Genomic DNA, 13,302 nt, shown 5'->3' on the forward strand with positions numbered 1-13,302 from the left:
GTAACAGACCTCACCGCTGGCCAGGGTGAGCTCACACCCCAGCCCGGCCGGACGCCCCGCACAGGACGTCCGGCGCCGGGCCGGGCGCATCGACCACGCGGGCCGAGGAGTGGATTCGTGCCGAAGACTTACCGCATCGCAGTGATCCCGGGCGACGGGATAGGCCGGGAGGTCGTCCCCGAGGGCCTGAGGTCGCTGCTGGCCGCCGCAGACGTCCACGGGTTCGCCCTCGACGTGACGGAGTTCGACTTCGCCAGTGCCGACTACTGGCTGGAGAACGGCACGATGCTCCCCGACGACTGGCGGGAGGTGCTCGGCGCCTTCGACGCCATCTTCTTCGGCGCGGTGGGGTGGCCCGAGGTGGTCCCGGACCACGTGTCGCTGTGGGGCAGCCTGCTGCAACTGCGGCGGGGCTTCGACCAGTACGTCAACCTGCGGCCGGTCCGGCTGCTGCGCGGGGTGCGCAGCCCGCTGCGCGACCACGACCACGGCGACATCGACTTCTACGTCGTCCGCGAGAACACCGAGGGCGAGTACTCCAGCATCGGCGGCAGGATCTTCGAGGGCACGGACCGCGAGACCGTGCTGCAGGAGACCGTGATGACGCGCACCGGCGTCGACCGGGTGCTGCGCTACGCCTTCGAACTCGCCTCCACCCGCCCCCGCAGACACCTCACCTGGGCGACCAAGAGCAACGGCATCTCCATCTCCATGCCGTACTGGGACGAGCGCGCGGCCCTGATGGCGCAGCGGTATCCCGGGGTGACCGCCGAGAAGGACCACATCGACGCCCTCGCCGCCAAGTTCGTCCTGCGGCCCGACCGGTACGACGTCGTCGTGGCCAGCAACCTCTTCGGCGACATCCTCTCGGACCTCGGCCCCGCCTGCACCGGCACGATCGGCATCGCGCCGAGCGCCAACATCAACCCCGACCGCAGGTACCCCAGTCTGTTCGAGCCGGTCCACGGCTCCGCCCCCGACATCGCCGGCCGCGGCATCGCCAACCCGGTCGGGCAGATCTGGAGCGGCGCGATGATGCTCGCGCACCTCGGCGAGCACGAGGCCGCCGCCCGCACGGTGGCCGCGATCGAGGACGTCCTCGGCACGCAGCCCGGCCTGCGCACCCCCGACCTCGGGGGCACGGGCACCACGGCGGAGCTCGGGAAGGCCGTCGCCGACCGGATCGCGACCTCATGAGCAGCCCTGTTTCCGATCCGGTGGCCGCCCGCACGGCGGCGTAGTGAAGGGACGACCCTCGATGACGACGATGTCGGCGGGGCAGCGTTCACGGGCCCGGCGCATCACGTTCCTGGTCGCTCTCGCGGTCTTCGCGCAGGAGTCGACCTGGAACTTCTACGAGTCCCAGGTCCCCCCGCTCCTGCGGGAGCACCTCGACAGTGCCGCCCTGGTCGGCCTGCTCATGGGCATGGACAACTTGCTGGGCATCTTCATCCAGCCCTGGATCGGCAACCGCTCCGACCGCACCAGGACCTCCTGGGGACGGCGCATGCCGTACCTGGTGGCCGGGATGCCGGTCGCGGCCGCCCTGTTCGTGCTCATCCCGCACGCCGCGGCGTCGCTGCCGCTCCTGGTCGCGACCATGTTCACGTACGCCCTCGTGGCGAACACCTTCAAGCCGATCGCGGAGGCGCTCGTCCCGGACTTCATCGCGCCCGAGCGGCGCAGCCGGGCCAACGCCGCCGTCAAGATCGCTTCGAGTCTGACGGTGATCGTCGCCGCGGTCGTCAGCATCCTCCTGGTCGACGACCACCTGGCCCTCGCGTTCGCGATCCCCGCGATCATCATGGTGCTCTCCGTCGGGGTGCTCGCGGCCACCGTGCGCGACAGCCGCTCCCCGGCCTACCGGGCCGCGGTGGCGGAGGGCCGCGCGCTGGAGGACGCCGGGAGCCGGGAACCCCGGGTGCGCGACACCTTCGTCGAGATCGCGAAGGACACCGACCGCAGCCGGCTCCTGCTCCTCGTGGCGATCTTCCTCTTCGGCGGTGCGTGGGCCTCGTCCCGGTCACTGATCACGCCGTACGGGATGGAGGCCCTCGACCTGTCACGGGGAGCCGCCGGCGGCCTCACCCTGCCCAGCGGCATCGCCTTCATCCTGGCGGCCTACCCGGCGGCGGTGCTCGCCGAGCGCCACGGGCGGCTGCGGGTCATGACGGCGGGCATGTCGGTCTTCGCCGCCGCGATGGTGGCGGGGACGCTCGTGCGGACCCCGGCCGGCGCCACCGGGGCCCTGTGCCTCGCGGCCGCCGGTGCGGCCTGCTTCCTCGTCAACGCGGTGGTCGTCCTGTGGAACCTGGCCCCCTCGGCCCGCGTCTTCGGGACCTACGCCGGCCTGTACACCGTGGGCTGGGCCGGCGGCGGTTTCCTCGGTCCCGCCCTGGTGGGCGCGATGGTCGACGTCACCGGCTGGCCCCTCATGCTCCTCGACATCGCCGTCGTCGCCTCGCTGTCGATCGTCGTCGTCGCCCGGATCGGCGTCCTCCAGCGCCGCAACGCCGCGCTCACCGTCACGTGACGCACCCCGCCCACCGGGACCGGCGCGCGCCGGACCGGTGGGCGCCGCCACCGAGAGGAGACACGTGTCCCGCGTCCTGATCACCACCGACTACCTGCACCCCGGCGACGAGGTCGACCGGTACCTGCGCGCGCACGACCACACCACGGTCCACGCGCCGTCGAAGGGCCGGCGCACCCCGGAGCACCTGACGGCCCTCCTCGACGGCGTCGAGGCGGCGCTCGTCGCGAACGAGCCCCTGACCGCCGAGGTCCTGTCCCGCGCACACCGCCTGCGCGTCGTGGTGCGCACCGGCGTGGGCCACGACTCCGTCGACATCGCCGCCGCGGGCCGCCTCGGCATCACGGTCAGCAACCTGCCCGGGATCAACGCCGACGCCGTGGCCGAGTACACCATGGCCCTGCTGCTGGCCACGGCCCGGGGACTGGTGCGCAGCGCGGCCGGGGTCGCGGCCGGTGCCTGGCCCCGGCAGGACGGCCGCGAACTGCGCGGCTCGACGCTCGGCCTGCTCGGCTACGGGGCCGCCGCGCGCGCCGTCGTCCCCCTGGCGCGGGCGTTCGGCATGCGGGTGCTCTGCACGAGCGGCGTGCCGCAAGCCCTGCGGACCGACCCGGCGGTGCGGTTCGTCGACCTCCCCGACCTGCTCGCCGAGGCCGACCACCTCTCGGTGCACACCGCGCTCACGGAGCGCACACGCGGCCTCCTGGACGCCGCCGCCCTGCGCCGGATGAAACCCACCGCGGTCCTGGTGAACACCGCGCGGGGGGCGATCGTCGACGAGCGCGCCCTCGCCGACGCGGTGCGCGAGGGCCGGCTCGCCGGGGCGGCCCTCGACGTGGTGAACGAGGAGCCGCTCGCCGCCGACAGCCCCCTGCGGGGCGTGGACGGGATCGTCGTCCTCTCCCACCTCGCGGGACAGACCGCCGAAGCCCGGGCGCGGACCGGCCGCGCGGGAGCGGCGGAGCTGGTGGCCGCCCTCGGCGGACACCCCCGATTCCCCGTCAACGCACACCTGCTGACCCGGCCCCGTACCGCCGGGGCGGCCGGATGACCCCCGCGCCCCGACCGTCCTCCACCGATCAGGAAGAAGGAACCGTGCACAACCGACCGGACGACTCCATCAGGGTCCTGGCACCGACCGGCATGCTCGGCGCCGGGTTCCCCGAGGCCACCATCGACCGCGGCCTGGAACTCGGCGCCGACGTCATCTCCGTCGACGGCGGGAGCACCGACTCCGGCCCCTACTACCTCGGCGCGTCACAGCCCAAGACCACGCGCGCGGCCGTCGCCCGTGACCTGCGGATCCTGCTGAGGGCCGCGGCACGCGCCGACATCCCGCTGATCGTGGGGTCGTGCGGCACGAGCGGCACCGACAGCGGTGTCGACTGGGTCGCGGGCATCACCGCCGGGATCCTCGCGGAGGAGGGACTCGACCTGCGGGTCGCCCGCATCTACAGCGAGCAGCAGGCCGGCGCGCTGAAGGAACGGCTGGAGTCCGGCCACATCCACCCCCTGCCTCCGCTGGGCGACCTGCAGCCCGGAACACTGGAGAGCTGCACGCACATCGTCGGCATGATGGGGCACGAGCCGATCGTCGCCGCCCTCGAAGCGGGCGCCCGGGTCGTGCTGGCGGGCCGCGCCACCGACACGGCCGTCGCCGCCGCCTACCCCCTGATGAAGGGGATGCCGACCGGACCGACCTGGCACGCCTCCAAGATCGTCGAATGCGGCGGGCAGTGCACCAGCAACCCGCGCTCCGGCGGGGTGCTGGCCACCATCGACGCCGGCGGCTTCACCATCGAACCGCTCGACCCGGACGCGGCCTGCACGCCGATCCTGGTCGCCGCCCACATGCTCTACGAGACCGCGAACCCCTTCCGGATGCGGGAGCCCGACGGCACCCTCGACGTCCAGGACGCCACCTACACGGCGCTCGACGACCGCACGGTGCGCGTCGAGGGCTCGCGGTTCCACGTCGCCGACCAGCACACCGTGAAGCTGGAGGGCGCGCGGATCACCGGGTACGAGACGATGTCCTTCAGCGCCGTGCGCGACCCCCACATCCTCGCCCGCATCGAGGAGTGGGCCGACCTGCTGCGCCTGATGACCGGCCGGCGGGTGGAGCAGACGCTCGGCCTCGGCGCGGACGAGTACGCCTTCGACGTACGCCTCTACGGCTACGACGCGGTCCTGCAGTCCCGCGAACCGGCCCAGGGCCCGCCCCGCGAGGTGGGGGTCATGCTCCTGGTCAACGCCCCGGACCAGGAGACGGCCACGGCCGTGGCGAAGGTCGCCAATCCGCTGATGCTGCACCTGCCGACGGCCGACATGAACCACCTGCCCAGCCTCGCGTTCGCCACCTCGCCGGCCGAGGTCGAGCGCGGTCCCGCCTACGAGTTCGTCCTGAACCACGTCGTCGACAGCATCACCCCCACCGACATGTTCCGCATCGAGATCGAGGAGAGCGTGCACCATGGCTGAGACGGGTCCCACCACCCTCGGAGACCTCGCGTTCGAGGTCCGGTCCAAGAACGCCGGTCCGTTCTGGGTCACCATGGAGCTGTTCATGCGTGACGCGCGGGGCTACGCCGTCGCGGCCGACGAGTCGTTCCTCGACGAGCGCACCGTCGCCCGGCTCTACGGGGTCGAGGAGTCCTCGATCCAGATGTTCCGCATCCCCTCGCTGAACGTCGTCAAGATCTCCTTCCCGCGCCCCGTCAGCCAGGGTTCGCTCCACGACCGGGACATCCACTCCGGGCAGCAGCACGTGCCCCTGGCACTGCTGCCCGTCCCCACGGACTGACGACGGGACACACCCGCGGCGCGCGCGGTTCAGCCGGGTCCCGGCACGGAGGCCAGTGCGGGCTTCTCCGGGTGCGAGGCGGTGAGGAGCGCGCCGTGGACGCTCGCGGACGCCGCCCGCCGGATGTAGCGGGCGACGTCCGGCGGCCAGGCGTCACGCTCCTGGTGGACGAGCAGGGAGACCGCCCCGTGCGCGCCGGCGCAGAGCACCCGGGCGGTCTCGGTGCGGCTCCCGACCGGCACCCCGGCGTCGGCGCAGGCGGCGACCTTCGCGCGGAAGTACCGGAAGCACGCGTCCTCGTTGCGTCGGCTGGCCTCGGTGGCCGGGCCGGCCGTCACCAGGAGGTACTGGGACGGGTGGCGGAGCCCGAACGAGACATAGGCGACGCAGGTTTCGTAGAGCGCCGTCACGGGGTCGCGGACCGCCTCGGACACGGCCTCCAGCTCGGTGAACAGCGACTGCCACACGCGCAGGCACGTCGCGTGGACGAGCTCCGTCTTCGACGCGAAGTGGAGGTAGACGGCCGGCGGGGTGACCCCGGCCCTCGTCGCCACCGCGCGGATCGTCACGGCGTCGGCGCCCCCGTCCTCGATCAACTGCCCGGCGATGTCGAGGAACCGGTCGCGCAGCAGCCCGCCCTGGCCCTTGGCGGCCCGCGCCCGGGAACCGGTCACGGACCGGCGTCCGCCGGCACGGCCGGTGACGGTTCGTCAGGCACCTGCATCCTGACGGCAGTCACCACCTGGGTCACCCGGGCGCACAGTTCGCCGCCGGTGCCGTGGATGTCGACCTCGACGACCGTGTTGCGGCCCACGCGCAGGGGGCGGGCCGTCGCGACGACGTCCGTGCGGGCCGGCCGCAGGAAGTGCGTGGTCGACTCCACGGTGGCCGGTCCGGCGCCGGCCGGGCCGTTGAGGGCGGCGCACACGGCGGCGCAGACGTCGGCGAGCCCCATCAGCGCTCCTCCGTGCAGACCGCCGCCCACCGTGGAGAGGGAGAGGTCGTGCGCCAGCGTGGCCCGTACGCCGGTCGCCGCGATCTCGTCGAACACGACTCCCAGCGTCTTCGCGTAGGGAGCGAGGGCGTAGACCTCGTCGGCGCTGAGTGCGGACACCCGGTCACTCCTGTCGAAGGCGTCGGTTAACGGCGATAACTTATCGACGTCAACCCACACCGTCAACGGGTACCGCGCCACGACCGCGCGGCGCGGCCGCCGTACCCGCCCAGGTGCCGGGCCCCGCCGTCCGGACGGGCCCGGGGCGGGTCAGCTCGCCGCCCAGCCCGCGTAGAACAGGCCCACGCCGACGATCACGCAGATGCCCTGGATCGTCCAGAAGCGGACCACCACCAGGACTTCGGACCACCCCTTGAGCTCGAAGTGGTGCTGCAGCGGCGCCATCCTGAAGACCCGCTTGCCGGTCAGCTTGAACGAGCCGACCTGGATGACGACGGACAGGGTGATCAGGACGAACAGGCCGCCCAGCAGGGCGAGCAGCAGTTCGGTGCGCGAGCAGATCGCGAGGCCCGCCAGCGCGCCGCCGAGGGCGAGCGAGCCGGTGTCACCCATGAAGATCTTGGCGGGGGAGGTGTTCCACCACAGGAACCCGATGCAGGACCCCATCAGCGCGGAGGCGACGACGGCGAGGTCGAGGGGGTCGCGCACCTCGATGCAGGAACCGGGGTCGGTCAGGTTCATCGCGTTGGCGCACGAGTTCTGGAACTGCCACAGGCCGATGAAGGTGTACCCGCCCAGGACCATCGCCGAGGCACCGGTCGCCAGTCCGTCCAGGCCGTCGGTGAGGTTCACCCCGTTGGACATGGCCAGGATCATGAACAGGGCCCAGACGACGAACAGCACCGGCCCGATGGTCCAGCCGAAGTCGCTGAGGAAGGACAGTTTCAGCGAGGCCGCCGTCAGCCCGCGGTCGTCCTCGAACCGGATGGCGAGCACGGCGAACAGGATGCCCACGACCAGCTGTCCGGCCATCTTCGCCCCGGCCCGCAGTCCCAGGGAGCGCCGCTTCACGATCTTGATGTAGTCGTCGAGGAAGCCGACGGCGCCCATGCCCGCCATCAGGAACAGCACCAGCACACCGGGGTACGTCGGCCCCTCTCCGGTGGCGACCTTGGTGAAGGCGTACGCGAAGAGCGTGGCCAGGATGAAGGCGATGCCGCCCATGGTGGGGGTGCCGCGCTTGCCGGCGTGGCCGCGGGGCCCGTCGTCCCGGATGAACTGACCGTAGCCCTTGCGGGCCAGCAGCTTGATCAGCAGCGGTGTGCCGACCAGGGTCAGGAACAGGCCTATGGCCCCGGCAAACAGGATCTGGTTCATCGGACGGCGGTCTTCCCCTCGCTGCGTTCCCGTGCGCGACCGCCGCACCGGCATGGGCGGCTGTCGCAGCCCACACCCTATGCATAGGACCGATCCCCCCTGACCGGCGGGTAGTTGACCGCCCATCAGGGGCGCGGTCCGGGAACCGGCCCCCGTCCGCCGGCGGGCGGACGGGGGCTACGGGGTCAGCTGCCCGGGACGGTGTCCTGGAACGTGGTGCCCGCGCTGCGGTACGCGTTCAGCCTGATGGTGACCTGGGCCGGGGTGAGGACCTGGTCCTTCACGTGCAGGACGTAGTCGACCTGCTGGTCGTACGCCCGGGCGGTGGTGCTGGTCTGCCCCGCGAGGTCGATCAGCCACTGGTTGAAGTTGATCGACATCGGCCGCTCCGGCAGGTACGCGGCGTCATGGGTGCCGAAGAGCTGCCCGTCGACGTAGTACTTGATGGTGCTGTTGTCGATGGTCAGCACCAGGTCGTGCCAGCCGCTGTAGCTCTGCCGGGCCTCGGTGTGCTGGTTGACCGCCACCCACGGGTCGGCCTGGTAGGTCTCCCAGGAAGTGGTGTAGAGGATGTTGGCCGGCTCGCCCCAGCCGCCGTTGGGCAGGTACTCGAAGTCGTACTCGGCGTAGTCGTCCGCCATCGGCGCCTTGAGGTCGTTGATGGTGAAGAACGTCTGGACCAGACGGTCGCCGTCCGGACCGTACTTGGGCGCGTCGCTGAACCTGACCCGCGCCGCGTAGGTGCCGTTCTTGAACTTCATGGCCTTGGTGAGGATCTCGGTCTGCTTGGTGCTCGCCGCGGTGCCGGCGGTGGAGGTCTCCAGGTTCATGATGGAGTTCCCGCCCGTGGTGGCGAAGGTGACCTTCTCGGGGGCCCAGGTGGCGCCGGGCACGCCGGGGCCGCCGGAGTTGGAGCGCACGTTCCAGCCGTTCGCCGAGATCCTCGGGTCCGTGTGACCGCTGTAGTTGAAGTCGTCGAACAGCGTGGGGGCGTCGGCCGGGGGATCGGTCGGCGGGACCCGGCAGGGCCCCGTGCTGTCGCGTTCGATCAGTGACGGCACCGGTACCCCCACCGCCCGCGCCGGCCCCCCGTCCAGCAGCGAGGTCAGCTCCCCGGCCGCGGTCCGGCCGAACTCCACCGTGTCGCGGGACAGCGCCGACAGCCACGGCTTGACCATGCGGCACAGCGCCGAGTCCTCCCAGGCGACGACCGACACGTCACCCGGCACCGAGAAGCCCAGCTCCGTCGCGGCGGCGACCCCGGCGACGGCCATCACGTCGTTGTCGTAGACGAGCGCGGTCGGCGGTGAACCGCCCTGCGGCACGCCGCCCTCCAGGACGCGGCGGGTCACCGCCGCCCCCTCCGCGTCGGAGTAGTCCGTGGTCACCGAGCGCACCTCGGTCAGCCCGCGCCGCTGTGCCTCGGCGCGCAGCGTCCGGATCCGCCGCTCGGTGTGGGCCAGCCCCGGCAGCCCCGCGATGTGCACGATCCGCCGGTGCCCCAGCTCGTACAGCCGGCCCACGACGGACGCCATCGCGCCCGCGTCGTCCGCCCAGACGGTGGAGAGGCCGGGGTGCCGGGCGTCCGGCGCGCCGCCGATGACCACGGCCGGCAGGCCCAGCTCGTCGAGCAGGCCGGGGCGCGGGTCGTCGGTGCGCGGGTCGACGGCCAGCACGCCGTCCACCCGGTGCTCCGCCCACCAGCGCCGGTACACCGCGCACTCGTCGTCGACGTCCTCGACCACCTGGAAGAGCAGCCCGAGGTGACGCTCCGCCAGCACCTCCTGGATGCCCGAGATGAGCTGCAGGAAGAAGGAGTCCACGCCGAGGGTGTGCGCGGGCCTGGCCAGGACGAGCCCGACCGTCGCCGCACCCTCGCCGGACAGCTGCCGCGCGGCCGTGCTGGGCCGCCAGCCGAGCTGCTCGGCGACCCGGCGCACCCGGTCCCGGGTGACCTCGGAGACCCCGGGCCGGTCGTTGAGCGCGAAGGAGACCGCGCTCTCGGAGACCCCGGCGCGCCGCGCGATGTCCTTCATCGTCGGCCGTCGTGCGGGAGACCGCTTGGCTGGCAACCCTGCCCCCTGTCTCGCTGATGTCCTGCTCGATGGCGTCCTGCACTAAAGCGCTTGAGTCGCCCCACTCTAAAGCGCATTAGTGATCTGTCGCAAGATGCCTCCAGAGCGCCTCTGAGCTGGACTTATGTCGAACTAATGAATTTAGCGGAGCGGAATCCATTGACTTTCCCGCCGCCCGGGATGCAAGGTCTGCCCGTCACCTTCGAGCCACACGGTCACACGGTCACGCGGTCCGACCGTCGTGCCGTCACGCCGTCCGCACCGTCGCAAAGGAGCCCGGTCACCGTGCGCATCCCCCGCAGAGCACTCGCCGCCGCTGTCGTCGCCCTGGTCCTGCCGCTCAGCGCCTGCGGCTCCGGCAGTGACGACAGCGGCTCCACGGACGCCTCCGGCAAGGTCGAGGGCGACATCACCTTCCAGACCTGGAACCTGAGGGCCAACTTCAAGCCGTACTTCGAGGGCCTGGTCGCCGACTTCGAGAAGAAGTACCCGGGCACCCACGTGAAGTGGGTCGACCAGCCCGCCGAGGGCTACGCCGACAAGATCAGCGCGGACGCGGCCGGCGGCACCCTGCCCGACGTCGTGAACGTCTCGCCGGACCTCGTCGCCCCGCTCGCCAAGGCGGGCCTTGCGCTGGACCTCGACAAGGCCGCCGCGAAGTACAAGAAGGAGTACCTGCCGGGGGCGTGGGCCAGCCACGAGATACCGGGGATGGAGGGCACCTACGCCTTCCCGTGGTACCTGAACACCGGCCCGCTGTTCTACAACAAGTCGCTGTTCAAGGAAGCGGGCCTGGACGCCTCGAAGCCGCCGAAGACGTACGACGAACTCTTCGACAGCGCCCTCGAACTGGCGGACAAGAGCGACGGCGAGGTCGCGACCCTGGCGAACGTGCCCACCATCGAGGACTTCGGCCGCTACGGCGTCGAGCTCATGAACGAGGAGGGCACGGGCTTCGCCTTCAACGACGCCAAGGGCGTGGAACTGCTCACGAAGTACAAGGAGCTGTTCGACGCCAAGGCGCTCGACCCGCAGGCGCTGACCGCGACCCCCGAGTCGTCCGGCAAGAAGTTCCTCACCGGGGCCGTGGCCATGAACCCGGGCAGCGCCCTGGACCTCGGCAACTTCAAGAAGCAGGCGCCGAACCTCTACAAGAACATAGGCATCACCGACCAGATCACCAGCACCGGCAAGGTCAACATGTACGTCATGGGCGTCATGGTGAACGCCCGGACGAAGCAGAAGCCCGCCGCGGTCGCCTTCGCGCACTTCGTCACCGACGCGCAGAACCAGATGTCGTTCGCCAAGAAGGTCGCCATCTTCCCGAGCACCGCCGGCTCCCTCGACGACCCGTACTTCACGGAGCAGGACGGCACGGACGAGACCCGGGTGCGGATCGCCGCCGCCAAGTCCCTGACCAACGCCGTCAACTACACGCCGGTGCTGTTCAGCGAGCAGATGAAGACCGAGCTGCGTAACAACGTCGCCAAGGCGCTGCAGGGCAAGTCGAGCCCGAAGGAAGCGCTCGACAACGCTGTCAAGGCGTGTGACCGCCTGCTCCGGCAGCAGGGCTGACCGACATGGCGAGTCCTTCCAGCACCCACCAGTCCGTGGCTGTTCGCCGCACCGGGACTGCTGGTCGTGGGTGTCTTCATCCTCTACCCGTTCGTGTCGACGGTGGTCAACGCCTTCACGGACCGCCGGACCCTGATCCCCGGCGAGTTCGTGGGCCTGGCCAACTTCCGGGAGCTGCTGCACGACGAGATGTTCTGGATCGGCCTGCGCAACAGCACGCTGTACGTCGTCGGGGTGGTCCCCGCCCTCGTCCTGCTGCCGCTGCTGCTCGCGCTCCTGGTCCAGAAGAACATCCCCGGCATCGCGTTCTTCCGGTCGGCCTTCTACACCCCGGTCGTCGCCTCCATCGTCGTGGTGGGCCTCATCTGGGTGTGGCTGCTCGACGAGCGCGGCCTGGTGAACTCGCTGCTCGAAACGGTCGGGGTCGGCCGGGTCGGCTTCCTCAGCGACCAGTGGCTGCTCCTGCTGAGCGCCATGACCGTCACGGTCTGGAAGGGCCTCGGCTACTACATGATCATTTACCTGGCCGCCCTCGCCAACGTGCCGCGCGAGCTGCACGAGGCCGCGGCCGTGGACGGCGCGGGCGCCGTCCGCCGCTTCCTCACCGTCACCGTGCCCGCCGTCCGCTCCACGATGGTGCTGGTCGGCGCGCTCTCCTCGGTCGCCGCCTTCAAGGTGTTCTCCGAGGTGTACCTGATGGCGGGGCCGGACGGCGGCCCCGCCGGCGAGGACACCACCCTCGTGATGCTCGTCCAGCGCACCGGCACCGGCCTCACCGGGCGGGTCGGCTACGCCTCCGCCATCTCCGTCGTCGTCTTCGTCGTCACCGTCGCGCTGATGCTGCTCGTGCTGCGCGCCGACCGGAAGGAGGACGCGTGAGCGTCGCCGAGAAGGTGCAGGGGGTGCCGCCCGCCGTGGACGCGCCCCGCCGCCGCGGGCGCGTCACCGACGAGCACGGCAAGCGCGTACGGGTGTGGGAACTCGCCCTGCGGTACGTGCTGTTGCTCGCCGTCCTGGCGCTGACCGTCGGGCCGTTCCTGTGGCAGCTCTCCACCTCGCTGAAGGGGCCCACCGAGGACATCTTCAGCTCGCCGCCGAAGTTCCTGCCCGGCGATCCCACCCTGCACAACTACGAGCGGGTGGCCGACACGATCCCCGTGTGGGACTACGCCCTCAACTCGCTGAAGGTCGCCACCGCCAACGTCGTGACCAACTGCGTCGGCGCGGCGCTCGCGGGGTACGCGCTGGCGCGGCTGCGCTACCGGGGCCGCAGGGTGGCCACGCTGGTGTTCATCCTCGCGATGCTGGTGCCCGTGGAGGGGATCATCATCGCCCAGTTCACGACCATGCGTGAGCTGGGCCTGAACAACACCCTCGTCGGGGTCGTGCTGCCCGGCTGCATCGGCGCGATGAACGTGCTCCTGATGCGCAACGCGTTCCTCAACCTGCCGTACGAGATCGAGGAGGCGGCGTTCGTCGACGGGGCGAACGCCTGGCAGCGGTTCCTGCGGATCGCGCTGCCCTCGGTCAAGGGCACCCTCGCCGTCGTCGCGATCTTCGCCTTCATGGGGGCCTGGGACGACTTCCTGTGGCCGCTCATCGTGCTCAGCGATCCGGAGAAGTTCACCCTGACCATCGGACTCAACTACCTGCACGGCACCTTCGCCAACGACGAACGGCTGGTTGCCGCCGGCACGGTCATCGCGGTGGCGCCGTTGATTGCGCTCTTCGCTTGTCTGCAGCGGTACTTCTTCCGGGGGGTTGGGGAAGGGGCGGTCAAGGGGTGAGGCGCGCGGTTTTGGGCCACCCTGACCATCGGACTCAACTACCTGCACGGCACCTTCGCCAACGACGAACGGCTGGTTGCCGCCGGCACGGTCATCGCGGTGGCGCCGTTGATTGCGCTCTTCGCTTGTCTGCAGCGGTACTTCTTCCGGGGGGTTGGGGAAGGGGCGGTCAAGGGGTGAGGCGCGCGGTTTTGGGC

Annotated in this window: 12 protein-coding genes; 8 read left to right on the plus strand and 4 right to left on the minus strand. The window is 71.0% G+C overall.

What is annotated here, in order from left to right:
* Window positions 1-117 precede the first annotated feature (117 nt).
* From FGF04_RS35910 to FGF04_RS35930, 5 genes are all read left to right on the plus strand, one after another.
* Window positions 118-1,197, plus strand: a complete 1,080-nt coding sequence (locus FGF04_RS35910) for a tartrate dehydrogenase (RefSeq protein ID WP_149515578.1) — start codon at window positions 118-120, stop codon at window positions 1,195-1,197.
* A 61-nt stretch (window positions 1,198-1,258) separates the two neighbouring features.
* The gene (locus FGF04_RS35915; RefSeq protein ID WP_149515579.1) at window positions 1,259-2,533 is read left to right on the plus strand and encodes an MFS transporter; all 1,275 of its coding nucleotides are present in this window, start codon (window positions 1,259-1,261) and stop codon (window positions 2,531-2,533) included.
* A 64-nt stretch (window positions 2,534-2,597) separates the two neighbouring features.
* Complete coding sequence (locus FGF04_RS35920) at window positions 2,598-3,584, plus strand: phosphoglycerate dehydrogenase (RefSeq protein WP_149515580.1); 987 nt, start codon at window positions 2,598-2,600, stop codon at window positions 3,582-3,584.
* A gap of 44 nt (window positions 3,585-3,628) precedes the next feature.
* On the plus strand, window positions 3,629-5,014 hold the full coding sequence (locus tag FGF04_RS35925) for an acyclic terpene utilization AtuA family protein (protein WP_235882672.1): 1,386 nt from the start codon (window positions 3,629-3,631) through the stop codon (window positions 5,012-5,014).
* On the plus strand, window positions 5,007-5,336 hold the full coding sequence (locus tag FGF04_RS35930) for a DUF4387 domain-containing protein (protein ID WP_149515582.1): 330 nt from the start codon (window positions 5,007-5,009) through the stop codon (window positions 5,334-5,336). Before FGF04_RS35925 ends, FGF04_RS35930 begins: the two co-directional genes overlap by 8 nt.
* A 29-nt stretch (window positions 5,337-5,365) precedes the next feature.
* Here FGF04_RS35930 and FGF04_RS35935 read toward each other — a convergent pair whose 3' ends face one another.
* From FGF04_RS35935 to FGF04_RS35950, 4 genes are all read right to left on the minus strand, one after another.
* Window positions 5,366-6,010, minus strand: coding sequence for a TetR/AcrR family transcriptional regulator (locus FGF04_RS35935; protein ID WP_149515583.1), 645 nt, complete (start codon window positions 6,008-6,010; stop codon window positions 5,366-5,368).
* Window positions 6,007-6,450 carry a PaaI family thioesterase gene (locus FGF04_RS35940; protein ID WP_149515584.1) on the minus strand — a complete coding sequence of 148 codons (444 nt, stop codon included), beginning with the start codon at window positions 6,448-6,450 and terminating at the stop codon, window positions 6,007-6,009. Before FGF04_RS35940 ends, FGF04_RS35935 begins: the two co-directional genes overlap by 4 nt.
* Window positions 6,451-6,600: 150 nt before the next feature.
* Complete coding sequence (gene mraY, locus FGF04_RS35945) at window positions 6,601-7,668, minus strand: phospho-N-acetylmuramoyl-pentapeptide-transferase (protein WP_149515585.1); 1,068 nt, start codon at window positions 7,666-7,668, stop codon at window positions 6,601-6,603.
* A gap of 185 nt (window positions 7,669-7,853) precedes the next feature.
* Window positions 7,854-9,704: a substrate-binding domain-containing protein gene (locus tag FGF04_RS35950; protein WP_235882673.1), complete on the minus strand. Its 1,851-nt coding sequence runs from the start codon at window positions 9,702-9,704 to the stop codon at window positions 7,854-7,856.
* A 324-nt stretch (window positions 9,705-10,028) separates the two neighbouring features.
* On the opposite strand from FGF04_RS35950, the gene FGF04_RS35955 reads away from it, so the two are divergent.
* From FGF04_RS35955 to FGF04_RS35965, 3 genes are read left to right on the plus strand one after another with little or no spacing between them, the layout of a single operon-like run.
* Complete coding sequence (locus FGF04_RS35955; protein WP_149515587.1) at window positions 10,029-11,318, plus strand: ABC transporter substrate-binding protein; 1,290 nt, start codon at window positions 10,029-10,031, stop codon at window positions 11,316-11,318.
* 39 nt (window positions 11,319-11,357) lie between these two features.
* Window positions 11,358-12,197, plus strand: a complete 840-nt coding sequence (locus tag FGF04_RS35960; protein WP_149515588.1) for a carbohydrate ABC transporter permease — start codon at window positions 11,358-11,360, stop codon at window positions 12,195-12,197.
* The gene (locus FGF04_RS35965; protein ID WP_408055713.1) at window positions 12,194-13,105 is read left to right on the plus strand and encodes a carbohydrate ABC transporter permease; all 912 of its coding nucleotides are present in this window, start codon (window positions 12,194-12,196) and stop codon (window positions 13,103-13,105) included. Before FGF04_RS35960 ends, FGF04_RS35965 begins: the two co-directional genes overlap by 4 nt.
* The last annotated feature ends 197 nt before the right edge of the window (window positions 13,106-13,302 follow it).

Source organism: Streptomyces apricus (assembly GCF_008369065.1).
Taxonomy (GTDB): Bacteria; Actinomycetota; Actinomycetes; order Streptomycetales; family Streptomycetaceae; genus Streptomyces; species Streptomyces apricus.